Source organism: Flavobacteriales bacterium, assembly GCA_026129465.1.
GTDB lineage: Bacteria > Bacteroidota > Bacteroidia > Flavobacteriales_F > PHOS-HE28 > PHOS-HE28.
Genome location: JAHCIA010000001.1, coordinates 3,037,779 through 3,061,244 on the forward strand (window position 1 = coordinate 3,037,779; position 23,466 = coordinate 3,061,244).

The following is a 23,466-nucleotide window of genomic DNA, read 5'->3' on the forward strand; positions in this document are numbered from 1 at the left end:
GCCGGAGGCGGCTATCTTGGCGCCCTCATTCCCACATCCGCACGCCATGAACATTCCGCAGGACCTGCGCTACACCAAGGACCACGAGTGGATCCGCCTGGAGGGCGGTGAGGCCGTGGTGGGCATCACCGACTTCGCCCAGGGCGAACTGGGCGACATCGTCTTCGTGGACATCGGCACCGAGGGCCAGGACCTGGACGCCGAGGCCGTGTTCGGCACCGTGGAGGCGGTGAAGACGGTGAGCGACCTGTTCATGCCCATCGCGGGCACCGTGCAGGCCGTGAACGGCGGCATCGCCGATGACCCCTCCGTGGTGAACAAGGATCCCTATGGCGCGGGCTGGCTGGTGCGCCTGAAGCCCCGCGATGTAGCCGACCTCGACTCCCTGCTCACGGCCGACCAGTACCGCGAGTTGGTGGGTGCTTGATGCCCGCGACCTGGCCAGCGGTCCTCTGGGGCCTCCTGATCCTGCTCCTCACCCTGGCCCCCATGCCGGAAACGGCCACGCCGGGCTGGTTGCAGGCGTGGCACCTGGACAAGGTCGTCCACGCCTTCCTCTTCGCCGTATGGACCGTGCTCGTGGTGCGCGCCATCAGACGCGTGCGTGGCGGATCCGCCATGGCACGCCACGCCATCGCCATCGGCATCCTGCTCGCGCTGCTCTACGCCGGCCTCACCGAGTTGTTCCAGGAGCACATGTCCCTGGGCCGCCGGGGCGATCTGGCCGATGTGGCCGCCGATGCGGCAGGCATACTTGCAGCGGCGGCATGGTTGAAATGGGCAACGGCGGCCGGGCGTGCCCACCACAAGCCTCCTGCGGCCTAACTTTGAACCCATGGACCGTTCGCGTGTACGGTCCACCAAACCGACCACCCGATGAGAGCCCGCAAGACCGCCGAAGCGGACCTGGAGCGCCGCAAGACCAGCTTCACGTTGATCGGCCTGATGGTGGCCCTGGCCCTGACGCTCGTCGCCTTCAACTGGGCGGCCTTCGAGAAGGAGCTTGGCGACCTGGGCCGCTTGGAACTCGATCTCCTGGAGGAGGAGATCATTCCGCCCAGCGCCACGCCACCCCCGCCGCCGCCACCGCCACCCGCGCCCACCACGGTCCTGGAGATCGTGGACGACAAGGAGGACATCGAGGAGACCGTGGTGGAGGACATGGAGATCAAGGAGGACACCAAGGTGGAGATCATCCAGCGGGCGGAGGAAGTGGAGGAGGAGCAGATCTTCACCATTGTGGAGGAGATGCCCAGCTTTCCCGGCGGTGAGGCCGAACTCTTCAAGTACCTCGGCAAGAACATCAAGTATCCCCAGATGGCCACCGACGCCGGCATCAGCGGCGTGGTCTACGTCACCTTCGTGGTGGACAGGGACGGCAAGATCCGCGACGTGAAGGTGCTGCGCGGCATCGGCGGCGGCTGCGACGAGGAGGCCGTGCGCGTGGTGAAGGCCATGCCGCCCTGGAAGCCCGGCAAGCAGCGCGGCAAGCCCGTGACGGTGCAGTACAACCTGCCGATCCGCTTCACGCTGCGTTGAACATCTGCGCAAGGAACAATGAAAAGGCCCCGGGAACGGGGCCTTTCCCTTGACCGGGGATCCGCTCGTTTCAGATCACCATGCCGGCCGCCACCGTCTCATTGGTGCCTTCATCGATGAGGATGAGGCTGCCGGTGATGCGGTTGCGCTTGTACTTGTCCACCGCCAGCGGCACCGTGGTGCGAAGCTTCACCCTGCCGATGTCGTTCATGCCGATGATCCGGTCGTCGGCCTTGTGCAGGGTGTTGATGTCCATCTTGTAGGTCACCTCCTTCACCATGCAGCGCGCGTCGCGGCTGGTGTGCTTCAGCGCGTACTTGCCGCCCACGGCGAGCGGCCGTTCGTTGAACCAGCACAGCATCACGTCGATGTCCTGGGTGACTTCCGGCTGGTTGTTGGGGCTCACGAGCATGTCGCCGCGGCTGATGTCGATCTCATCCTCCAGGGTGATGGCCACACTTTGTGGCGCGAAGCATTCCTCAACCCCTTCGTCGCCGATGTGGATGCTCTTGATGGTGCTGGTGAAGCCGCTGGGCAACACCTGCACGGGTTCACCCTTGCGGAACACGCCACTGGCCATGCGTCCCGCGAATCCCCGGTAATCATGGTGTTCAGTGGTATGCGGGCGGATCACGAACTGCACGGGCATGCGCCGGTCGATGTGGTTGATGTCGCCCGCGATGTGGATGTTCTCCAACAGGTACATCAGGGTGGGCCCCTGATACCAGGGCATGTTGCCGCCACGGTCCACCACCATGTCGCCTTTCAGCGCGCTCAGGGGGATGTAGCGGATATCCTGCACGTCCAGTTTGCTGCTGAAGTCCTCCAACTCGCGCTGGATGCGGGTGAAGACCTGCTCGTCGTAGCCCACCAGGTCCATCTTGTTCACGCAGAACACCACGTGTGGTATGCCCAGCAGCGAGGCGATGAAGGCGTGGCGATTGGTCTGCTCCTGGATGCCCCTGCGCGCGTCCACCAAAATGATCGCCAGGTTGGCCGTGCTGGCGCCGGTGACCATGTTGCGCGTGTACTGGATGTGGCCCGGCGTGTCGGCGATGATGAATTTGCGCTTGGGCGTGGCGAAGTAGCGGTAGGCCACATCGATGGTGATGCCTTGTTCGCGTTCGGCACGGAGGCCGTCGGTGAGCAGCGAGAGGTCCACGTCGCCGTTGCCGCGCTTGGCACTGGCCTTCTCCACGGCCTCCAACTGGTCGTCGAAGATGGCCTTGCTGTCATACAACAGCCGGCCGATCAAGGTGCTTTTGCCGTCGTCCACGCTACCCGCCGTGGTGAAGCGGAGCAGGTCCATATCGAGATATCCGTCCTTCATAGTTCCAAGTTGTCTGTTGTCCGTTGTCATGTGTCAGTGGGAGCCGGGGTCTGACCACTGACAACCAACAACTGTCCACATCAGAAATACCCTTCCTTCTTCCGGTCTTCCATGGCCGCTTCGCTCCGCTTGTCATCCTGCCGGCTGCCCCGTTCGGTCACCCGCGACGACGCCACCTCCGCGATGATCTCCTCCAGCGATGCCGCCGGACTGTCCACCGCGCCGGTGCAAGTCATGTCGCCGATGGTACGGAAGCGCACGCGCATGGTGCCGACGGTCTCCTCGGGCCGGCGGTTGATGAAGGGCGAATCGGCGTAGATCACCCCGTCGCGCAGGAACACCGGCCGCTCGTGGCTGAAGTAGATGCTGGGGATCGGGATCTTCTCCAGCAGAATGTACTGCCACACGTCCATCTCGGTCCAGTTGCTGATGGGGAAAGCGCGGAAGTGCTCGCCGGGGCGCTTGCGGCCGTTGTACAGGTTCCACAGTTCGGGCCGCTGGTTCTTGGGGTCCCACTGGCCGAATTCATCGCGGTGGCTGAACACCCGTTCCTTGGCGCGGGCCTTTTCCTCGTCGCGTCGGCCGCCGCCGATGGCGCAGTCGATCCTGTGCGCCTCGATGGTGTCCAGCAGGGTCACCGTCTGCAGCTTGTTGCGGCTGGCATACCAACCGGTCTCCTCGGTCACCTTGCCTTGGTCGATGCTCTCCTGTACGCTGCCCACGATCAGCTTGGCGCCATGCTCGGCCACCAGCGCATCTCGGAAGGCGATGGTCTCCTCGAAATTGTGGCCGGTGTCCACATGCACCAGCGGGAAAGGCACCTTGGCCGGGAAGAAGGCCTTGCGCGCCAGGTGGAAGCACACGATGGAGTCCTTGCCGCCGCTGAAGAGCAGCGCGGGGTTCTCGAACTGGGCAGCCACCTCGCGCAGGATGTGGAGGCTCTCGCTCTCCAGTTCCTTCAGGTGGGTAAGTCGGTAGGAATGCATGGTCGGTCTCAGGTCCGGTGTATCCGTGGCAGGATGACGTTCAGCAGGTCTTGGGCGTTCTCCTCCATGGGGCGCCCCACGGTGTGGATAACGATGTCGGCCGCAGGCGGTGGCTCGAAGGGCGCACTGATGCCTGTGAAGTCCTTCACCTCTCCGGCGCGTGCCTTGGCATAGAGGCCTTTCACATCGCGGCGTTCGCACTCCTCCAGCGGCGTGTCGACGAAGACCTCCACGAAGTCGTCGATACCGATGATCGCCTTCGCCTGCTCCCGGATGGCGATGGTGGGCGAGACGAAGCAGCAGATGGTCACCGTGCCATTGCCCACGAAGAGCCTGGCCACTTCGGCGATGCGGCGGATGTTCTCCGTGCGGTCGGCCTCGCTGAAGCCCAGATTGTTGTTGATGCCGGTGCGCACATTGTCACCGTCGAGCACCATGGTGTGGATGCCCTCGGCATGCAGGCGGCGTTCCAGTTCAGCGGCGATGGTGCTTTTCCCGCTCCCGCTGAGGCCGGTCATCCAGAGGCACAGCCCGCGCTGGCCGAGCAGGGCCTCCTTGTCGCGGCGCGCGAGCAGGCGGTCGAATACGGGGTGGATGTGGGCTGGCCGAGGCGCCATGGAAAAGCGGCGCGAAGGTACTGGATCCGAGGGGGTGGCGAAGCACCCGCCTATCTTTGACCGACCATGTCCGCCGCCACCAGGATCCCACCCCGCCCAGCCTTCGACCCGCGCCAGAGCCCCACTGTGGACCAGGTGGGCATCGAGGAGCGCGTGGCACGCATCAAGGCCCGCAGCATCAAGAAGGAGGCGAAAGTGCAGGGCATGATGCTGGCCCTGAGCATGATCGACCTCACCACCTTGGAAGGTGCCGACACCACCAGCAAGGTGCGGCAGATGTGCTTCAAGGCCATGCACCTGCACGACCAGTTGCCCGGCCTGCCCACAGTGGCCGCGGTGTGCGTGTATCCCTCGCTGGTCAAAGTGGCGAAGAAGGCCCTTGATGGCAGTGGCGTGAAGGTGGCCAGCGTTTCAACGGCCTTCCCCAGCGGCCAGGCCCCACGCAACGTGAAGATCGCCGACACCAGATTCGCCGTGAGCGAAGGCGCCGATGAGATCGACATGGTGATCAGCCGGGGGAGGTTCCATACGGGCGACCACAACTTCGTCTTCGACGAGATCGCCGCCATCAAGGAAGCATGCGGCGAGGCGCGCCTGAAAGTGATCCTGGAGACCGGCGAACTCGGCACCTACGATAAGGTGCGCCTGGCCAGTGACATCGCGATCGCAGCTGGTGCCGACTTCATCAAGACCAGCACCGGCAAGATCAACCCGGCCGCCACCATGGAGGTGACGCTCGTGATGCTGCACGCCATTCGCGACCATTACCTGAAGACCGGGGAAATGATCGCCATGAAGCCCGCCGGTGGCATCCGCACCAGCAAGCAGGCGCTGCACTACCTGATGATGGTGAAGGAGGAACTCGGCCCCGAATGGCTGAGCAACCACTGGTTCCGCTTCGGTGCCAGCAGCCTGGCCAACGACATCCTGATGCAGTTGCAGAAGGAGGCCGATGGCCACTACCAGAGCGCCGACTACTTCAGTCTGGACTGAGGGGTACCCCGTGTACCTCTTCTGATGGTGCCCTGAAAAAGCAGGACCCGGCTTGGTGAAGCCGGGTCCCGGATAAGGCGGGGCTATAACGATAGTATTTCCGGTACACCATTACCCCGCCGGATAGTTCAGCGCAGTATGCTGTGCAGGCCGAAGAGGGCGGCAAGAGAAAGCAGCAGGGCCAGCCACCACAGCATGGTGGCCATGCGCACCCCCTTCTGGGAAGAGGTGTCACGGCCTTTCATCCCGCTTTTCATCATCGTTTCTTCCATGGTCAGCTTGTCCGCCGCCAAGTTCGGGGCATGGAAAACGGGAATCAATGGGGATTTTTCACAGTATGGCGGGTCGCACCCGGAGGCCCTTGCATTGGCCTGCGGACCGCGCCAGACTTAGGGGAAAGCCCGTCAGTCATCAGCCGGCAGGGGTCTATCTTTGGTCGCATCGTCATCAGCTCCGCAACCATGCCCACGAAGAAGAGTTCCACCTCCTGGACCCTCGCCCCAGCCCCCGAAAGCAAGGACCACTTCACCCTGAAGAGCGAGTACGACCTCTTCATCAACGGCAAGTGGCAGAAGCCCAAGAGCGGGAAGTACTTCGACACCATCAACCCCGCCAACGAGAAGGTCCTCTCGCGCATCGCCGAGGCCAATGAGGCCGATGTGGACGCCGCCGTGAAAGCCGCGCGCAAGGCCTACGACACCGTGTGGAGCAAGATGCCTGCGAGCGAACGCGCCAAGTACATCTACCGCATCGCGCGGCTGCTGCAGGAGAAGGCCCGCGAGTTCGCCGTCATCGAGAGCATGGACGGCGGCAAGGCCATCCGTGAAAGTCGCGACGTGGACGTACCGCTCGCCGCCGCACATTTCTTCTACTACGCCGGTTGGGCCGACAAGCTCCACTATGCCTTCCCTGGCAAGACCGTATCGCCGCTCGGCGTGGCCGGACAGGTCATCCCCTGGAACTTCCCGCTGCTCATGGCCGCGTGGAAGCTCGCCCCCGCGCTCGCTTGCGGCAACACCGTGGTGCTGAAACCCGCCGAGACCACGCCGCTCACCGCGCTCAAGCTCGCGGAACTGTTGCAGGAAGCCGAGCTCCCCGATGGCGTCGTCAACATCGTCACCGGTGCGGGCGCCACGGGCGCGGCGGTGGTCAACCATCCGGATGTGAACAAGGTCGCCTTCACCGGCAGCACCGGCGTGGGCAAGCTCATCCAGCGCGCCACCGCGGGCAGCGGCAAGAAGCTCACCCTCGAGCTCGGCGGCAAAGCGGCCAACATCATCTTCGCCGATGCCACCATCGACCAGGCCGTGGAAGGCATCATCAACGGCATCTACTTCAACCAGGGCCACGTGTGCTGCGCCGGCAGCCGCCTCTTCGTGGAGGAAGGCGTGTACGACGAAGTGATCCGCAAGCTCAAGCACCGCATGCGCTCGCTCGTCGTGGGCGATCCACTCGACAAGAACACCGACATCGGCGCCATCAACAGCCGCGAGCAGCTCGGCACCATCAACAAATACCTCAAGGTGGGCCAGGCCGATGGCGCGGAGATGTACCAGCCCGCCTGCGACCTGCCGAACAAGGGCTTCTGGTGCCGCCCCACGCTCTTCCTCAACGTGGCGCAGAGCGCGCGCATCGCGCAGGAGGAGATCTTCGGCCCCGTGCTCGCCGTGCAGACCTTCCGCACCGTGGACGAGGTGATCCAGAAAGCCAACAACACGCCCTACGGCCTCAGCGCCGGCGTATGGACGGACAAGGGCAGCAAGATCTTCAACCTCACCAGCAAATTGCGCGCGGGCGTCATCTGGGCCAACACCTACAACAAGTTCGATCCCACCTCACCCTTCGGCGGCTACAAGGAAAGCGGGTATGGAAGGGAAGGTGGGTTGCATGGACTGGGGGCGTACTTGAATTTGAATTGACTTTGGGCGTGCCCCCGGCTCAAATGCAGCCGGGGTCGGGCTATCCGCAGTAGAAGCCATCTCAAAATAGTTTGCGCATGAGGATCATGGCACAAGCGAGCTGGACGAAGCCCAGGAAGTTGATGCTGTGATACTCGTAGCGGACCACAGTACGCCTGAAGTTGTTGAGCCAGGCGAAGCATCGCTCCACCTTCCATCTCCGCTTGTATCTGCGAAGCTCCCTTCCATCTTGGGATTTTGAACGCCCTGCGCGGTTCGGTGCGATCATGCGGACCTTCCTGCGCTTGAGCTTGCGATCGAGCTGATCGCTATCGTAGGCCTTGTCGCCGATGAGCACTTGGGGCAATTCTTCCATGAAACGCGCGGCCAGCGTTTGGGTCACGAGCTTCACTTCGTGGGTGCTGGCTCCGAAGGTCCGTACGGCGATAGGAAGACCAGCAGCGTCTGTGACGACCATGATCTTGGTGCCTTTACCTCGCTTAGTCGGGCCGATATGGAGCCCCCTTTTTTGGCACTGGAGAAGGTGCCATCGATGAAGCATTCTGTGATGTCGATCTTCCCTCTTCGTTTGAGGTCCTGCGCCAAGGCCCACAGCACCTTGTCCCATACGCCCTGCTGACACCAGCGCTGGAAGTACCGATGGCACGACTGGTAAGGAGGGTAGCGCGGTGGAAGATCCTGCCATCTGGCTCCTGTCCGGCAGATCCATAATACCCCATTGAACACCTCCCGAGCATCCAGTGGCTTCCTGCCACGCGTCTCGGTCCTCTCTTGAATAGGTGAGAGCAGGTCCTTGACCGCTTCCCACTGGGCGTCCGTGCAGTCCATCGTTTTGGACATCGAAAGAGGACATGCACGGTGAAAGGATCAAGACCCTCCCTTCTTCGGTTGTCAAACGCCCGTTGTTCATGGCTCAGGACACCTCAACTATTTTTGAGATGGCCTCTAGTCCTCGCTGCGCTGCGGGCTACTTGCTCCTATCCCTCACGCGAATTCATCGCCCTAAGACAAGAGTCGAGACGCCTACTACCCGAAGAACACTTCGATATTTGTAGACTTCAGCGCGTCATGATTGCCGAAAGATTAGCCCAGCACATCGATGCTGAGGGCTATGCAATTCTCTCAACGCTTGTCGATGAGATTCAGGAGAAGGTGCAGCCCGACGTGCGCGTGGGCTCTCAAGCTGAACAGCAAGCAATCGACATAACGGATAGGATTGTTGGGGGCTCCATTATCTACGGGTCTGCACTTGAAGGAAGCGGAGAGTACATGAAAAGATGTCGACACGGTCAATGCGTGGTTCTGCGCGGGAAGGGCATGGAGCGTTTTCGCAAGCTCATCCACTCAGTTTCAAGGGAGCGTGAAGTATATGCTTCGGTCACGACCAATTTCGTGGAGCAGACCTTGTTCGCATGGCTACTTGATTCTCACGATAGCAAGAGGGTCACGCAATCGTTGTCTGTTCATTTGAGCAACGCTATTGAAGCGGCCATTCGCACTTATAAAGTGCATTTCTTGATAATGCACTTGGACATCAAGCGTCCATTCCAAATTGGCCGATGTGACTTCGGCTTCTTTTCCGGTAGCTTCTTTGATTCGCTACAAGGCAACAGTCCGGAAGACCCAAATTCAGGTTTTGAGGTAGCTCGAGAGAAGTACCAAGGGAAGGTCTTTGTCGCGATTGAAGTAAGAGCAGAGGCGCAGCGCGCTGGCGAGATCGCGCTTGAGCATTGTAGCCTGGCCGTGGATGTTCTCAAGATCTGCTCTGACACCTTGGATGACCCAACCTACAAGCTCAGCTTTGATATGGATCGCCGAGTCCGTGAGAACTTGATGAACGAGACCATTCTGTGTGAGGTAGGAAAGGCCGATTCATTTAATGTGACCTATACCCGACAGCCAAACCACCATGCTATAGGCGATGAAGAGTTCGCCCGCATGAAGTCTCGTCAATGTGGTGACATTCACCGGTTCATTCGCTCTCTTTCAGCAAGCCCAAGCGAAATAGAGAGGCTTATCCTGAATGCGATACGACGATTCGGTGCTGCAATCTCAACCACCGTGCTTCATCAACGCACCAGTGAATTGTTCACCATTCTAGAGTCCCTGGTAGTGGAGGATAACGATTCCCGAATAATTGACTCACTCTGCAAGTATTGTTCTCGACTGATTTTTAGGAAGGTTGAAGATCGTGTCGACGCCATCCGGATTCTCAAAGCGATGTATAAGGTGCGAAGCGCATGGATGCATCATGCCAAGGCCAAGGAATTCGACATGAACGACATGCGCCGACTTCAGTTAATCGTGCTCATGGTACTTCTGAGTTTGATACAGAAGTCAAAGTCGGTCAAGACGAAGAGGGAGGTTCTTGCCGAGATAGACAGCGCTATTCTGGCAGCAGGTTAACCCCCCGCTGGCGCGGATCTGTGATCCGTGGCCTCTCTACGTTCTTCCTCACCCACCATGCCCCACCCCGCTCCCGCGGATCTGTGATCCGTGCCTTCGTTGTCACATAGTGCCCACTTGATGCGATCCAGCACATGCTGTGATCCGCTTTAACTTCGTCACATAAGCCGCTGCCATGTCCACCGAATCTCTCAAGCTCCAGCTCATCGAGCGCCTGCTGCGCACCACCGATGAAGGCCTTCTGAAGAAGGTGGCGGACTTGTTCCGTTCTGAGAAAGGCGAGGATGAGGACGGCCTCACCGACGAGCACTACAACATCGTGAAGGAGCGTGAGGCGGCCTACAAGCGTGGTGAAGGCAAGAGCTACACCTGGGAAGAAGTGCGGGAGATGGCGCGCAAGGCAAAGAAGGGATGAGCTACCGGCTGGAGGTCCGGGATGATGCCAGTGCGGAGTTCATAGAAGCCTACCTCTGGTACGAAGGTCAGCGTGAGGGCCTGGGAGAAGAATTTCACGATGAAGTACAGGAGTACTTCATCGTGCTCCATCAGCGCCCGACTGGGTTCGCGAAATGGCGAGGGCCTTTCAAGAAGATCAACCTGAAGCGCTTCCCATACATCATCGTGTTCCGGGTAATGAAGGACGCGATCATCATCTACAGCGTGTTCCATTCCAGTCGCAACCCCAGCCGATGGGGGCGCCCTCGCTGATCGCATCTTTGAGGAACATGGAACCCGCCGCCAACAACGAACGCGTCTTCCGCATGGCCTTCGCCAGCGTGTACCCCCACTACGTCACCAAGGTGGAGAAGAAGGGCCGCACGAAGGAGGAGTTGCACACCATCATCCACTGGCTCACGGGCTACACGGAGAAGGGCCTGCAGAAGGTCCTCGATACGCAGGTGGACTTCCGCACCTTCTTCGAGAAAGCGCCCAAGCTGAACCCTAACGTGGACAAGATCACCGGCGTGATCTGCGGCTACCGCGTGGAGGACATCGAGGATCCGCTGATGCAGAAGATCCGCTACCTGGACAAGCTGGTGGATGAACTGGCCAAGGGCCGGGCCATGGAAAGGATCCTGAGAGCCTGAGCCGTACGGGCCCTTTACTTCGTGAAGACGATCCGCCCGCAGGGCACCATGGCGTAATGCCGGGGTGGATCTATGGCGACGCCGAGGATGAGGTCAAGGTCCTGCGGGTTCCTTGTGCCAGCCGGTGCATATCCGTTCGGAAAGAAGGACGCATCGGGCTTTTGCCCATCGATGAACAGCTCTGCACGTCCAAGGCCACCAAGGCCATGGGGCGGGAAGGTCACTCCGATGTAGAGGAGATGGTCTTCGCCGGGTTGTACGGTCGTGTTCAGCGATGTAGGCCCGCTGGATCGTGCACGGATGAAGGTCTCTGCTGATGTGATCCCGTAGTTGATCACATCCTGTGCGGTGTCCGGGCAGACCTCCTCCGGGAACAGGAACACACTGATGAATTTGTCGGTATCGGGTAACAGCGCAACGGGGCCGCCCGGGAGGTCCACCGACAGTTCAGCCGGAACGGTCGAGTTGTTCAGGACGTGTACCCGGAAGATCCGATACTCAAGCTCAGTTCCGTTCGGTTCGGGCAGAACGCCCCCTCTGGGTCCGTCCGTCCGCAGGACGATACCGCGATAGGCATCCGGATCCCTGGAGGTCTTGCTGGTCCCACAACAAGTGACCGCTACGAACAGGGCGATGATCCATGACGCCTTCATCGCTTCGTGTGCAGTTGACAACAAAGGGAGATCATTGAACAACAGCTCAAGCCTTCGGCTCCCACAGTTCGATCTTGTTCCCTTCCGGATCATACACCCACGCGAAGCGGCCGTAGTCCTCGTCCATGCGTTTGAGGTCGATGCGCACACCGGCGGCCTCGAGCTTCTTCAGCAAGCCATCCATGTCCTGCACGCGCAGGTTCAGCATGAACTGCTGCTTCGCATCGAAGTAATCGCTGTCGTGCTTGAAGGGCGAGAAGACCGTGGGGCCGGCATCCTGTTGCCAGATCCATCCGTGCTCCTGGTCGTTGATTCCGAAATGGTCGTTGTACCACTTGGCGATCGCCTTGGGATCGTCCGCGCGGAAGAAAAATCCACCGATGCCGGTGACGTGTCGGGACATGTACTATGGTTCGGTTCTGCCAAGGTAAGCGGCGGTAAGGCTTCACTAAGCACGAACGCCCGTAGCTTTGGCTACGCAAGATCATGAGCAAGACCATCACCAAGCCCGCCTCTGCGAAGGCCGACCTCAATGGCCACGCTACCAACGGTTCGACAAAGAAGACCGAGCGCCTGCCCGTGATGAAGACCTACAAGATCTTCATTGGCGGGAAGTTCCCGCGTACCGAGAGCGGACGGTACTACCAACCGAAGGGCGCCGATGGCAAGGCCCTGGCCAACGTGTGCCGCAGCAGCCGCAAGGACGTGCGCGACGCCGTGGTGGCCGCACGTGGTGCAGTTGGTGGTTGGGCCGGGCGAAGCGCCTTCAACCGCGGGCAGATCCTCTACCGCATCGGTGAGATGCTGGAGGGCCGCAGCGCTCAGTTCGTGCACGAGTTGGTGCTGCACGGCGCCACGCAGAAGCAGGCCGAAGCCGAGGTGGCCGCCGCCATCGATCTGTGGATCCACTATGCCGGTTGGTGCGACAAGTACCAGGCGGTCTTCAGCAGCGTGAACCCCACCAACAGCAGCCATTTCAACTTCAGCGTGTACGAACCCACCGGCGTGGTGGGCGTGATGGCCGCAGGAAGCAACGGCCTCCTGCAACTCGTGGGCCTCATCGCACCGGTGATCGCCGGCGGCAACACCTGTGTGGTGGTGGCCAGCGAGAAGCACCCACTACCGGCCGTCACCTTCACCGAAGTGCTCGCCACCAGCGATCTGCCAGGTGGTGTGGTGAACCTGATGACCGGCTTCCGCAGCGAACTGCTCAAGCCCTTGGTGGCGCACATGGACATCAATGCGGTGGTCGTGGCCGATGCGTCCAAGGAAGAGCGGATCATGCTGGAGACAGAGGCCACCTGCAATTTGAAGCGGGTGGTCTATCCCAAGTTGGGTGATGCCGCCCATGGTCCGTATGCCATCCTGGACACCCAGGAGGTGAAGACCACCTGGCACCCGATCGAAAAGGGGCAGGGTGGTGGCGGGGGCTATTGAGCGACCAGTCTTCCCGACCCCGACATTCCCCATGCTGAAGGACCGCATCGCCCACTACCGCCAGTTGGAACAGCTGCGCGGCTCGAAGCTGCTGGTGTACGTTACCGGCGACCGCAAGGGCCTGGAGTTGAACATCGCACCGGACATCCTGCCCTTCGTGGGCCGGCACCTGGAGGCGATGGGCGATGTGCCGCGCATATCGCTGCTGCTCCACACCCGCGGTGGCATCACCTTGGCGGCCTGGAGCCTGGTGAACCTGATCCGCAGTTACTGCCAGGAGATGGAGGTGATCGTGCCCTTTCGAGCCTTGAGCGCCGGCACGCTCATCTGCCTGGGTGCCGAGCGCATCGTGATGACGCGCCAGGCCGCCTTGGGGCCCATCGACCCGAGCACCAACGGATACATGAATCCGCAGGTGGACATCAACGGCAAGCGTGTGAAGGTGCCCCTGAGCGTGGAGCAGGTGAGCGCCTACCTGGACATGGCGCGCAATGATCTCGGCATCCACGATCAGCAGCATCTGAAGGACATCCTGATCCAACTCGCCGAGAAGGTGCATCCATTGTCGCTGGGCGATGTGTACCGGTCGCGTGCCCAGATCCAGATGCTCGCCAAGCGCCTGCTGCGCAACCAGAGGATCGATCCGGAAAAGGAGGCACGCGCCATCAGCTTCCTCACCAGCGAGTCCGGCAGCCACGACTACACCATCCACCGGCAGGAGGCTGCCGAGGAACTGGGCCTGCATGTGGAGCGTCCGGATGATGTGCAGGAAGCCCTGGTCCGGGCGATATATCGCGACATTTCCACCGAGTTGGAACTCGACGAGCCCTACGATCCGCGTTTCATGCTGGCCCAGGCGGCTCCCGTGAAGTATGCCCACCGGCGCGGCCTGATCGAGAGCCTGGCCGGTGGCACGCATGTCTTCCTCAGCACCGGCGTGCTCGCCCGGCCCGCCGCCGCCACGCCGCAGGGGCCGCCGTTCATGGACCAGCGCACTTTCGAAGGCTGGCGCCATGAACCTATCGTCGGCTGATCCGATCGCCCGGCCAGGGAGGCTCCTGACGGCCCTCGCCCCAGCACCATGGAAGGCTTGTTGATAACCTGATGGTGTCCAGGGGGACCGGAGCGGCTTCGGCCGGTACCTTGTCCACACGTTCAACCCTTCCGCCCCCGGGCGGATCATCAAACCACAAGACCATGGCCGTTGAAGCATACTGCGTGAAGTGCAAGGCGAAGCGCGACATGAAGGACCCCAAGGAGAACATCATGGCCAATGGCCGCAAGGCGATGAAGGGGACCTGCCCGGTGTGTGGCACCGGCATGTTCAAGATCATGGGCAAGGCCTGAGGGCCGGTCGCCGGTACACCGGTCCGACCGCCGCTGCGAAGGGATCCACGCGGAGGGCACGCGTGTGCCGCTACTTTTGGCGCCGCATGACGCAAAAGGACCTTCCCGCACTCGTCGATCTGGCCATCGAGGCCGCTTTGGATGCCGGACGCGGCATCATGGATGTCTACAGCTCCGAGTTCTCTGTGGACCACAAGGAGGACCGCTCCCCCTTGACGGAGGCGGACCGGCGGGCGCATCGAGCCATCATGGAGGTCCTGGAGCGTTCCGGCTTGCCCGTGCTCAGCGAGGAGGGCCGCAGCATACCGCCCGCCGAACGCCAGGCTTGGGACCGCTACTGGTTGGTCGATCCGTTGGACGGCACCAAGGAGTTCATCAAGCGCAATGGCGAATTCACGGTGAACATCGCCTTGATGGAACGCGACGACCAGCCGGGAGGCCCGCTCGGCACTTCCACGCCCATTGCCGGGGTGCTCTACGCACCTGCGCTGGACATCCTCTACTTCGCGTGGCGGAGTGGTGGGGCTTATCGTGTGAAGGAGGCCACAACCCGTGCGCAAGGGTCAGCGTATGAACGCGCCGCCATGGCCGAGCGACTGCCGATACCACACGATGCAAGAGCCTTCACCATCGTGGCCAGCCGCTCGCACCCCAGCCCGGAAACGGCCGCCTTCATCCAGCGCATGGAAGAGAAGCACGGGGCCGTGGCGCTCACCAGCATGGGCAGCGCCCTGAAGATCTGCCTGGTGGCGGAAGGGGCCGCCGATGCCTACCCGCGCTATGCGCCCACCATGGAATGGGACACCGCGGCGGGCCACGCCATCGCACTGGAGGCGGGGCGTCAACTCACCGATGTGACCACCGAGGCGCCCATGCGCTACAACAAGCACGAACTGGTGAACAATTGGTTCATCGTACAACAAGCGGCAACGCACTAGATCACATGGCGAAGAAGAAAGCGACGACGGCGAAGACGAAGAAGGGCGGCAAGCGCAAGGTGGCGCTCATCACCGGGGTCACCGGCCAGGATGGGGCCTACCTCAGTGAGCTGCTGCTCAACAAGGGATACGAGGTGCATGGTGTGAAGCGCCGCAGCTCCCTGTTCAATACCGACCGCATCGACCATCTCTACCACGACATGCACGAGAAGGGCCGGCCCTTTTACCTGCATTACGGCGACCTCACCGACAGCGTGAACTGTCTGCGCCTGGTGCAACAGGTGCAGCCGGACGAGATCTACAACCTCGCCGCCATGAGCCATGTGCATGTGAGCTTCGAGATGCCCGAGTACACGGCCAATGCGGACGGCATCGGTGCGCTGCGTTTCCTGGAGGCCATCCGCATCCTGGGTCTGGAGAAGAAGACCAGGTTCTACCAGGCCTCCACCAGCGAATTGTATGGCGGTGTTCGGCCCCATGCGCAGAATGAGGAGACCCCTTTCCACCCGCGCAGCCCCTATGGTGTGGCCAAGCTCTACGCCTTCTGGATCACCAGGAACTACCGCGAGGCCTACGGCATCTTCGCCTGCAACGGGATCCTCTTCAACCACGAGAGTCCGCTGCGTGGGGAGACCTTCGTGACACGCAAGATCACGCGGGCCGCGGCCAAGATCAAGCTCGGCCTGCAAGAAACGCTATACCTCGGCAACCTGGACGCCAAGCGGGACTGGGGCCATGCCAAGGACTATGTGGAGGGCATGTGGCTGATGTTGCAGACCAGGAAGCCCGATGACTACGTGCTCGCCACCGGCAAGACCTACACGGTGCGCCACTTCGTGGACCTGGCCTTCGGTGAAGTGGGCATCAAGCTGGAGTGGAAGGGCAAGGGCGAAAAGGAGAAAGGCCATGACAAGAAGACCGGCAAGGTGCTGGTGGCCATTGACAAGCGCTACTACCGCCCCGCCGAGGTGGACCACCTGGAAGGCGACCCCAGCAAGGCCATGCGCGAGTTGGGCTGGAAGCACAAGTACGACCTGAAGGCCCTGGTGAAGGAGATGATGGCCAGTGATCTGGAGCTCTTCAAACGAGACGTGTACCTGCAGAAGGGCGGGCACAAGATCCTGCACGAGCAGGAGTAGCTCGTTGCGTTTTGACGGGTTGGCGGGTTACGCGTTTGACGCGCTCCCAACACGCAACACGCAACTGACCAACACGCAACGCATTCCATGGAGAAGCAAGAAAAGATCTACATCGCCGGCCACCGCGGCATGGTGGGCAGTGCCATCGTGCGCAAGCTCCAGGCCGAGGGCTTCGCGAACATCGTGACGCGCACCAGCGATGCGTTGGACCTGAAGGAGCAGCGGGCCGTGCGCGACTTCTTCGCTGCGGAGAAGCCCGCCTACGTGGTGCTGGCGGCGGCCAAGGTGGGCGGCATCCACGCCAACAACGTGTACCGCGCGCAATTCCTCTACGAGAACCTGATGATCCAGAACAACGTGATGCACGCCAGCCACGAGGCCGGGGTGAAGAAGCTCTTGTTCCTGGGTTCCTCCTGCATCTACCCCAAATTGGCGCCACAGCCGTTGAAGGAGGAAAGCCTGCTCACCGGTCCGCTGGAACAGACCAACGAGCCCTATGCCATCGCCAAGATCGCGGGCATCAAAATGGCCGAGAGCTATCGCAGGCAGTATGGCGACAACTACATCAGCGCCATGCCCACCAACCTCTATGGGCCCAACGACAACTACGACCTCAACAACAGCCACGTGCTGCCGGCCTTGATCCGCAAGTTCCACACGGCCAAGGTCACCGGGGCCAGGCAGGTGGAGGTCTGGGGCACGGGCAGCCCGCGGCGCGAATTCCTGCATGTGGACGACCTGGCCGACGCCTGCCTCTTCCTGATGCTCAACTACGACGAGGAACTCTTCGTGAACGTGGGCACCGGAGAGGACCTGACCATCAAGGAACTCGCGGAGATGATCAAGGAGATCGTGGGCTACTCCGGTGAGCTGGTGTGGAACACCGACAAGCCTGATGGCACACCGCGCAAACTGATGGACGTGGGCCGCCTCCACAGCATGGGCTGGAAGCACCGCATCGGCCTGCGCGAAGGCATCACCGCCGTCTACGCCGATTTCGCGAAGAGCGACCTGGCCAGGGCCTGAGCATCGAAGGCCTGGTGGGCCTACCTTCGGCCGGTCCTATCCGCCGCGCCGTGGCCGCCCGCCGCTCGTTCCGCATTCCTGCCGTGTTCGCCTGGTCGCTGGCCACCTTGCCGGTGCTGGCGCAACATGCGCCGGTGCCCCTGCAACGCGACTTCAACGCGGACATCGAACGGGCCGGTGCCTTGCGGGAAAGCCGCATGCACACAGGGCTCAAGCCCTTGATCGGATCGCGCGCCGAGTTGGACGATGTGCTCGGCTACCGCCAGGACAGTACCCGGCATTACTACTGGCTGACCGAGAAACTGCTGCGCGACCACCTCCTGGAGGTGAAAGGTGATGGCTTCCGATTGATCGCCGATCCGCTCTTCGAGTTCCAATGGGGCATCGACGAGGGCGACCCCTCGGACTATCCCACCAACCGGCGCTACCGGGTGAACACCCGGGGTGTGCGGGTGAAGGGCGACCTGGGCGGCAAGATCTCCTTCGAGTCCATGTTCCATGAGACGCAGACGGTGCTGCCGGGCTACCTCCACCGCATGGTGCAGGAGGAGGGCGTGCTGATGGGGCACGGCCGGGTGAAGTTCGATGGTGGTGTGGTGGACGTGGGTTGGTCACGTTCCTGCGTCAGTTATGTGCCGGTGCGCTGGTTGAACCTGCAGGTGGGGCATGGGAGGCACTTCGTGGGCCATGGCCACCGGTCCATGTTGCTCAGCGACCAGGCTCCCGACGCGCCCTATGTCAAGGCCAGCTTCCTGTTGCTCCAGGATCGCGTGCAGTACACCACCTGGCACACCAAGCTCACGCACCGCCTGCGCACGCCTGACGATCGCCTGGCGGCGGGTGATGCCAGCGAAGCCATCTTCTATTGGTCGCGCGCTCGGTTCAACCATCTGTCCGCCCGCATGGGCCGCGTCGAGCTGGGCCTCTTCGATGCCACCATCTTCCGCAACATCGATGAGAACGGCCTGGTGGCCTTCGACGCCCTGGAGCTGAATCCCTTGGTGGGCGTGGCCGGTCTGGTGGCCGGCTTCGATGGCCCCTACAAGACCTTGGTCGGCGCCGACCTGAAGGTGCGCTTGCACGACCAAGCCATCGTCTATGGCCAATGGGCCAGCGACCGGCCGGGCGAACGCATGGCCTGGCAGGCCGGATTGCGCGTCTTCGACCTGCCGGTCCAGGGCATGAACGCGCAGGTGGAGTACAACACGGCCGACGCCTTCATGTACATGAGCGATCCCGTGCGGCAGGCCTATGTGCATGCGGCCACACCCTTGGCGCATCCCATGGGCGCCCATTTCGAGGAGGTGACGGCCATGCTGGAACACACCTACCGGCGCTTCCGTGGCCAGGCCCGGGTGAATCTGGCCCACTACAACAAGGACCGCGGCTTTCTGGAGAACCATGGCGGTGACCTGCTGAAGCCCGACGTACCCGCATCCGCCCCGGAAGGCCCCTGGGCACAGCGACTGACCTTCCTGGACCTGAACGGCTCCTACCTTTTCAACCCGAAGACCAACATGCGCCTGGTGGCCGGATTCATGCGCCGCGACCTGCAGGGCGCGCCGGACATCCGCCAGTCGGGCTACCTCTACATCGCCCTGCGCACCGGTCTCTACGACCGCTATTACGATCTTTGAACGCCTCCCACGACACGTGAAGGAACACGGCTATATCCTGGTGCTCGGTTTCTTCACCGCCTTCATGGTGGTGCTCTTCACCATGCCCTCGCTCATCAAGGTGGCGCGCATCAAGCACCTGGTCGATGAGCCCGGCGACTTGCGCAAGCTCCATGCGCGCAGCGTGCCCACCATCGGGGGCATCATCATCTTCGCCGCCATCATCTTCTCCTACGCGCTCTGGTTCCCCGAGGCCAAGCTTCTGGGAACGGACGAGGACGGCTACCGTTTCCTCTACTTGGCCATGGGCCAGGCCTACGCGGAGTTCAAGTTCATCCTGGCGGCCATGGTGTTGCTCTTCTTCATCGGCGTGAAGGATGACATCGTGGGTTTCTCTCCGGTGAAGAAGCTGCTGGGCCATATCGTGGTGGGCTACATCCTGGTGGTGGTGGCGGGCGTGCGCATCAATGACCTGCACGGCATTTTCGGCGTCTACGAAGTGCCCGACTATGTGGCCATCGGCTTCTCCTTCTTCGTGTACGTGGTGCTGGTGAACGCCTTCAACCTGATCGACGGCGTGGATGGGCTGGCCGGCGGCGTGGGCCTGATCGCCGCCATGGCCTATGGCACCTGGCTGCTGCTCGCGGGCAATGTGGCGCTGGCGCTGCTCGCCTTCGTGCTGGCCGGGGCCCTGGTGGGCTTCCTCGTCTTCAATTACCACCCGGCGCGCATCTTCATGGGCGACAGCGGCTCGCTGATCATCGGCGCCATCCTGGCCGTGCTGGCCATGCGCATCGTGGACCACGATACCTCGCGCCTGCCCATCCAACTGAAGCAGATCCCAACCCCCATCTTCGTCATGGCGGTGGTGGCCTATCCGCTGGTGGACACCCTGCGCGTCTTCATCGTGCGCATGGCGCGCGGCATATCGCCATTCGCCGCCGACCGCAACCACATCCACCACCGGTTGCTGGACATGGGTCTGGGCCATCGGGGCACGGCGGCCATCCTCTACTTCTACGCCATCCTCATCATCGCGCTCAGTCTCATCACGCGGAAGTGGCACCCGAATGTGGGGCTGATGGTCCTGGGTTCCACCGCCTTCGTGCTGGCCATGCTGCCCTTCGTACTTCCCAAGCGCAAGGACGAGGCATGAGACGCTGGGCGTTGGTGCCGGTGCTCTGCTGGGCCATGTCGGCGCACGCCCAGCCCGCCTGGTTGCCCCTGAGTCGCGATGTGGAGCGGCCCCATGCGAAAGGCCTGCAGGCCGTAGGGTCGGAGGCGCACACCGCCATACGCCCCTACCGCCGGGAAGAGGTCCAGGCGCTTGCCGTGGAGGACAGCATCCGGCTGAGCGCCGTGCTGCCCGCTTTGGACCGATGGGCGGGCGTGCGCAACGGCCGGAAGTTCCGCTGGGGACCCTTGCTGGACGCCTCAGCGGGTTTTTCAGCGATGGAGGAGCAGCCTCTGTTGCCGAGAGCCGGCGCGGGTTTCTGGTCCGACCTGGACCTCGGCGACAAATGGTCCTTCCACCTGGACGCCCAGACCTGGGGCGAGCGATTCGTGGACTATATGGACACCCTGGTGCGCGCCACGCGGGTCGCTCCCGGCGAAGGCTATGCCTATGGCGATGGGCCCGAATTCGGCCACTTCGAGGTGAACGGGCAGGTGAGTTGGGACCCCGGGCGCTTCTTCAACCTCACCGCTGGCCGCGGACGGAACGCCATCGGTGATGGCCACCGCTCGATGATGCTCTCCGATGAAGCGGCCTCCTACCCATTCCTGCGGATCACCACTTCGGTCTGGCGCATCCGGTACATGAACCTCTTCGCCCGCATGAGCGACATCCGCGGATCGCGTGGATACATCGGCGACTACCGGCCGAAGTACGCCAGCATGCACTACTTGAGCTGGAACATCACCAAGCGGATCAACGTGGGACTCTTCGAAGCGATCATGTGGAGCGCCGGAGACAGCACCTATCCGCGTGGTTTCGACCTGCACTACCTGAACCCCCTCATCTTCTACCGCCCGGTGGAGTTCCAGATCGGATCGCCGGACAACGCGCTGCTCGGCGGATCCTTCAGTGTGAAAGTGTGGAAGCACACGATGGTCTATGGGCAGGTGATGCTGGACGAATTGCTGCTGGACGAGGTGCGCGGCGGCAAAGGCTGGTGGGCCAACAAACAATCGCTGCAATTGGGCGTGGTGGCCCGCGAAGCCTTCGGCGTGCACGGCCTGCACTTGCGTGCCGAGTGGGACTACGTGCGTCCCTTCATGTACACCCATTCGGACACGCGGCAGAACTATGCCCACTTCGGCCAACCGCTGGCCCATCCCTTCGGCAGCAACGTGCAGGAAGCCATCGTGCATGCCGAGCGTGACCATGGCCGCTGGATGTATGGGCTGCGCACCAGCATGGCATGGTTGGGCAGTGACACGGAGTACAGTTACGGGAACAACATTTTCCGCCCCGAGCGCGACCGGCCGCGGGATGCGGGTGGCAACCCGGTGAACTACGGCTACTACCCCGGCAACGCCAGCCTGGTGACCCTGTTCCATGGAGAAGCGCGAGGCGGCTTCTTGTTGGATCCGAGTACAGGCACCCGGCTGGAAGCCTCCTACCTGTACCGGCAGCGTGATGCGGAAGGCGGCAATACCACCACCACGCACTTCTTCCGGCTGGGCGTGGTGTGCCATTTACGCGAGCGGCATCCGGAGCAGGAGGTGCGCTACCTGCTGCCCTGAACCGCTGGCAGGTGATTTCCCCGCGAAGGGTACTTTTGCGCCGCTCCGTTCGCCCGAACCCCTCTTGGCCCGTTCCGCCGCATACGCCGCCTCTTCGCCCTGGTCCAGGGTCCGCGAATTCGCCGTCCTCTTCAAGCTGCGCCTCGCCTCCCTGGTGGTGGTGAGCGCTGCGCTGGGCTACCTCATGGGCATCCCGGCGGGTGCCTTTTCCTGGGCCGGACTTTTGGGCCTGGTGGTAGCGGGTACCCTGCTCACCGGGGCCAGCAACGCCTTGAACCAGGTTCTCGAGATCCGGGAGGATGCCCTGATGGCGCGTACGGCCAACCGCCCCCTGGTGCGCGGCACGCTCACCTCCGGCCAGGCCGTGGTGGCCGCCTTCGTAGCCGGAGGCCTGGCCACGCTGATGCTCTGGCTGCAGTTCGGGCCGCTCACCGGCATCCTGGGCTTCATGTCGCTCTTCATGTATGTGGCGCTCTACACCCCGCTGAAGAAGCACAGCGCGTGGGCCGTGTTCGTGGGCGCCTTCCCGGGGGCTTTTCCGCCCATGATCGGCTACGTGGCCGCCACGGGCCAGTTCGGCCTGGGGCCGGGTCTGCTCTTCGCCATGCAGTTCATGTGGCAGTTCCCGCACTTCTGGGCCATCGCCTGGGTGCTGCACGATGATTACCTGCGGGCCGGCTATCGCCTGCTGCCCTCAACAGGGGGCCGTGATGCGCGCAGCGCATTTCTGATCCTTTTGTACACCCTGTTCGTTGTTCCGGTCGGCATGATGCCCTGGGTCTTCGGTCTTACTGGAACGGCTTCCATGGTGGTGGCCGTGGTCACAGGCCTGGTGATGCTGGTGCCGGCCTTCCGACTGGTCCGCTCGCACGCGACCCGGGACGCCAGGCATCTGATGTTCGCCAGTTTCCTCTACCTGCCGTTGACCCAGCTGGCCTACGTGCTGGACCGCCTATGACCAACGGGAGCTACACCCCTGAAGAGGAGCGTCAGCGCGCTTTCCGCGCCCGGCGCACCATGACACGCCTGATCGTATTCGCCATCGTGATGTTCTTCGCCGGACTCACCAGCGCCTACGTGGTGAGCATGAGCGGCGGCTACTGGGTGCGTTTCGATCTGCCCAGGCCATTCACTTGGAGCACGGTGGCCATCCTGCTGAGCAGTCTTACCGCCCAGTTGGCCCTGAGGAGCGCCCGGCGGGGGAGCCCCGGCCGGCTACCCGCCTTGTTGCTGGCCACCCTGGTGCTCGGCAGTGCCTTCGCCTGGTTCCAATTCCAAGGCTGGGGCGAATTGGTGCGCAAGGGCAACTACGTGGTGGGCAAGATGCTGGACAATTCCGGCCTCTACGGCGAGGAGTGGACGATCACCTACAAGGGCGAGACCCTGGTGCTGGAGAACGGCGATTTCTACCGCCCCTCCGACGGCCCGCAGGCCAAACCGCTGAACGCCGAACTGGATGAGCAGCGCAACACGGCCAGCAGCTATTTCTACGTGCTTACGGCCGCCCACCTCGCGCACCTTTTCTTCGGCCTCGTGGCGCTGGTGGTGATGACGATCATGGCCCTGCTGGGCCGCTACTCGCGCGACGACCACGCAGGACTCTGGTCCGGCGTGGTCTATTGGCACTTCCTCGGCGGGCTGTGGGTCTATCTCCTTTTGTTCCTCAGCCTGATCCATTAACATT

Annotated in this window: 28 protein-coding genes; 20 read left to right on the forward strand and 8 right to left on the reverse strand. The window is 62.3% G+C overall.

Going from position 1 to position 23,466, the window contains the following annotated elements:
* Nucleotides 1–46 precede the first annotated feature (46 nt).
* From gcvH to KIT10_12855, 3 genes are read left to right on the forward strand one after another with little or no spacing between them, the layout of a single operon-like run.
* On the forward strand, nucleotides 47–427 hold the full coding sequence (gene gcvH, locus KIT10_12845; protein MCW5900147.1) for a glycine cleavage system protein GcvH: 381 nt from the start codon (nucleotides 47–49) through the stop codon (nucleotides 425–427).
* Nucleotides 427–825 (forward strand): VanZ family protein, encoded by a 399-nt coding sequence (locus tag KIT10_12850; protein MCW5900148.1) that lies wholly within the window; start codon nucleotides 427–429, stop codon nucleotides 823–825. The genes gcvH and KIT10_12850 overlap by 1 nt, the downstream gene beginning before the upstream one ends.
* 51 nt (nucleotides 826–876) lie before the next feature.
* A complete protein-coding gene (locus KIT10_12855) occupies nucleotides 877–1,539 on the forward strand; it encodes an energy transducer TonB (protein MCW5900149.1) in 663 nt (220 codons plus the stop codon).
* A 70-nt stretch (nucleotides 1,540–1,609) separates the two neighbouring features.
* Here KIT10_12855 and KIT10_12860 read toward each other — a convergent pair whose 3' ends face one another.
* The 3 genes from KIT10_12860 to cysC all read right to left on the reverse strand — a co-directional run bounded on the left by KIT10_12860 (nucleotide 1,610) and on the right by cysC (nucleotide 4,472).
* Entirely contained in the window at nucleotides 1,610–2,869 is a 1,260-nt protein-coding gene (locus tag KIT10_12860) for a 50S ribosome-binding GTPase (GenBank protein ID MCW5900150.1), read from the reverse strand.
* 80 nt (nucleotides 2,870–2,949) lie between these two features.
* Nucleotides 2,950–3,855, reverse strand: a complete 906-nt coding sequence (cysD, locus tag KIT10_12865) for a sulfate adenylyltransferase subunit CysD (GenBank protein ID MCW5900151.1) — start codon at nucleotides 3,853–3,855, stop codon at nucleotides 2,950–2,952.
* An 8-nt stretch (nucleotides 3,856–3,863) separates the two neighbouring features.
* The gene (gene cysC / locus KIT10_12870) at nucleotides 3,864–4,472 is read right to left on the reverse strand and encodes an adenylyl-sulfate kinase (protein MCW5900152.1); all 609 of its coding nucleotides are present in this window, start codon (nucleotides 4,470–4,472) and stop codon (nucleotides 3,864–3,866) included.
* 66 nt (nucleotides 4,473–4,538) lie between these two features.
* On the opposite strand from cysC, the gene deoC reads away from it, so the two are divergent.
* The gene (gene deoC / locus KIT10_12875; GenBank protein ID MCW5900153.1) at nucleotides 4,539–5,465 is read left to right on the forward strand and encodes a deoxyribose-phosphate aldolase; all 927 of its coding nucleotides are present in this window, start codon (nucleotides 4,539–4,541) and stop codon (nucleotides 5,463–5,465) included.
* Between the two features lie 128 nt (nucleotides 5,466–5,593).
* Here the strand turns inward: deoC and KIT10_12880 are convergent, their stop codons facing one another.
* Nucleotides 5,594–5,758: a hypothetical protein gene (locus tag KIT10_12880; GenBank protein MCW5900154.1), complete on the reverse strand. Its 165-nt coding sequence runs from the start codon at nucleotides 5,756–5,758 to the stop codon at nucleotides 5,594–5,596.
* Between the two features lie 168 nt (nucleotides 5,759–5,926).
* Here KIT10_12880 and KIT10_12885 point away from each other — a divergent pair, with 168 nt between their 5' ends.
* Entirely contained in the window at nucleotides 5,927–7,384 is a 1,458-nt protein-coding gene (locus tag KIT10_12885) for an aldehyde dehydrogenase family protein (GenBank protein ID MCW5900155.1), read from the forward strand.
* A 61-nt stretch (nucleotides 7,385–7,445) separates the two neighbouring features.
* Here KIT10_12885 and KIT10_12890 read toward each other — a convergent pair whose 3' ends face one another.
* Nucleotides 7,446–7,841: an IS5 family transposase gene (locus KIT10_12890; protein ID MCW5900156.1), complete on the reverse strand. Its 396-nt coding sequence runs from the start codon at nucleotides 7,839–7,841 to the stop codon at nucleotides 7,446–7,448.
* The gene (locus KIT10_12895) at nucleotides 7,772–8,212 is read right to left on the reverse strand and encodes a transposase (GenBank protein MCW5900157.1); all 441 of its coding nucleotides are present in this window, start codon (nucleotides 8,210–8,212) and stop codon (nucleotides 7,772–7,774) included. Before KIT10_12895 ends, KIT10_12890 begins: the two co-directional genes overlap by 70 nt.
* A gap of 240 nt (nucleotides 8,213–8,452) precedes the next feature.
* On the opposite strand from KIT10_12895, the gene KIT10_12900 reads away from it, so the two are divergent.
* The 4 genes from KIT10_12900 to KIT10_12915 all read left to right on the forward strand — a co-directional run bounded on the left by KIT10_12900 (nucleotide 8,453) and on the right by KIT10_12915 (nucleotide 10,878).
* Nucleotides 8,453–9,790, forward strand: coding sequence for a hypothetical protein (locus KIT10_12900; GenBank protein MCW5900158.1), 1,338 nt, complete (start codon nucleotides 8,453–8,455; stop codon nucleotides 9,788–9,790).
* 175 nt (nucleotides 9,791–9,965) lie between these two features.
* A complete protein-coding gene (locus tag KIT10_12905) occupies nucleotides 9,966–10,205 on the forward strand; it encodes an addiction module protein (GenBank protein ID MCW5900159.1) in 240 nt (79 codons plus the stop codon).
* Nucleotides 10,202–10,498, forward strand: a complete 297-nt coding sequence (locus tag KIT10_12910; protein MCW5900160.1) for a type II toxin-antitoxin system RelE/ParE family toxin — start codon at nucleotides 10,202–10,204, stop codon at nucleotides 10,496–10,498. The genes KIT10_12905 and KIT10_12910 overlap by 4 nt, the downstream gene beginning before the upstream one ends.
* Nucleotides 10,480–10,878, forward strand: coding sequence for a DUF2200 domain-containing protein (locus KIT10_12915; protein ID MCW5900161.1), 399 nt, complete (start codon nucleotides 10,480–10,482; stop codon nucleotides 10,876–10,878). The genes KIT10_12910 and KIT10_12915 overlap by 19 nt, the downstream gene beginning before the upstream one ends.
* A 14-nt stretch (nucleotides 10,879–10,892) precedes the next feature.
* Here the strand turns inward: KIT10_12915 and KIT10_12920 are convergent, their stop codons facing one another.
* Nucleotides 10,893–11,573: a hypothetical protein gene (locus KIT10_12920; protein ID MCW5900162.1), complete on the reverse strand. Its 681-nt coding sequence runs from the start codon at nucleotides 11,571–11,573 to the stop codon at nucleotides 10,893–10,895.
* 4 nt (nucleotides 11,574–11,577) lie between these two features.
* Nucleotides 11,578–11,934, reverse strand: coding sequence for a VOC family protein (locus KIT10_12925; protein MCW5900163.1), 357 nt, complete (start codon nucleotides 11,932–11,934; stop codon nucleotides 11,578–11,580).
* 83 nt (nucleotides 11,935–12,017) lie between these two features.
* Here KIT10_12925 and KIT10_12930 point away from each other — a divergent pair, with 83 nt between their 5' ends.
* The 11 genes from KIT10_12930 to KIT10_12980 all read left to right on the forward strand — a co-directional run bounded on the left by KIT10_12930 (nucleotide 12,018) and on the right by KIT10_12980 (nucleotide 23,462).
* Nucleotides 12,018–12,968, forward strand: coding sequence for an aldehyde dehydrogenase family protein (locus KIT10_12930; GenBank protein ID MCW5900164.1), 951 nt, complete (start codon nucleotides 12,018–12,020; stop codon nucleotides 12,966–12,968).
* Nucleotides 12,969–12,999: 31 nt separating this feature from the next.
* Nucleotides 13,000–14,001: a serine protease gene (locus tag KIT10_12935; GenBank protein MCW5900165.1), complete on the forward strand. Its 1,002-nt coding sequence runs from the start codon at nucleotides 13,000–13,002 to the stop codon at nucleotides 13,999–14,001.
* 164 nt (nucleotides 14,002–14,165) lie between these two features.
* A complete protein-coding gene (locus tag KIT10_12940) occupies nucleotides 14,166–14,315 on the forward strand; it encodes a hypothetical protein (protein ID MCW5900166.1) in 150 nt (49 codons plus the stop codon).
* An 86-nt stretch (nucleotides 14,316–14,401) separates the two neighbouring features.
* Nucleotides 14,402–15,253, forward strand: a complete 852-nt coding sequence (cysQ, locus tag KIT10_12945; protein MCW5900167.1) for a 3'(2'),5'-bisphosphate nucleotidase CysQ — start codon at nucleotides 14,402–14,404, stop codon at nucleotides 15,251–15,253.
* Between the two features lie 5 nt (nucleotides 15,254–15,258).
* Nucleotides 15,259–16,392, forward strand: coding sequence for a GDP-mannose 4,6-dehydratase (gene gmd / locus KIT10_12950; protein ID MCW5900168.1), 1,134 nt, complete (start codon nucleotides 15,259–15,261; stop codon nucleotides 16,390–16,392).
* Between the two features lie 87 nt (nucleotides 16,393–16,479).
* On the forward strand, nucleotides 16,480–17,418 hold the full coding sequence (locus KIT10_12955) for a GDP-L-fucose synthase (protein ID MCW5900169.1): 939 nt from the start codon (nucleotides 16,480–16,482) through the stop codon (nucleotides 17,416–17,418).
* Between the two features lie 14 nt (nucleotides 17,419–17,432).
* Nucleotides 17,433–19,055, forward strand: coding sequence for a hypothetical protein (locus KIT10_12960; GenBank protein MCW5900170.1), 1,623 nt, complete (start codon nucleotides 17,433–17,435; stop codon nucleotides 19,053–19,055).
* A 16-nt stretch (nucleotides 19,056–19,071) separates the two neighbouring features.
* On the forward strand, nucleotides 19,072–20,190 hold the full coding sequence (locus tag KIT10_12965) for an undecaprenyl/decaprenyl-phosphate alpha-N-acetylglucosaminyl 1-phosphate transferase (protein MCW5900171.1): 1,119 nt from the start codon (nucleotides 19,072–19,074) through the stop codon (nucleotides 20,188–20,190).
* Nucleotides 20,187–21,782 carry a hypothetical protein gene (locus KIT10_12970; protein MCW5900172.1) on the forward strand — a complete coding sequence of 532 codons (1,596 nt, stop codon included), beginning with the start codon at nucleotides 20,187–20,189 and terminating at the stop codon, nucleotides 21,780–21,782. Before KIT10_12965 ends, KIT10_12970 begins: the two co-directional genes overlap by 4 nt.
* A gap of 64 nt (nucleotides 21,783–21,846) precedes the next feature.
* Entirely contained in the window at nucleotides 21,847–22,740 is an 894-nt protein-coding gene (gene cyoE, locus KIT10_12975) for a heme o synthase (GenBank protein ID MCW5900173.1), read from the forward strand.
* 59 nt (nucleotides 22,741–22,799) lie between these two features.
* A complete protein-coding gene (locus tag KIT10_12980) occupies nucleotides 22,800–23,462 on the forward strand; it encodes a cytochrome c oxidase subunit 3 (protein ID MCW5900174.1) in 663 nt (220 codons plus the stop codon).
* The last annotated feature ends 4 nt before the right edge of the window (nucleotides 23,463–23,466 follow it).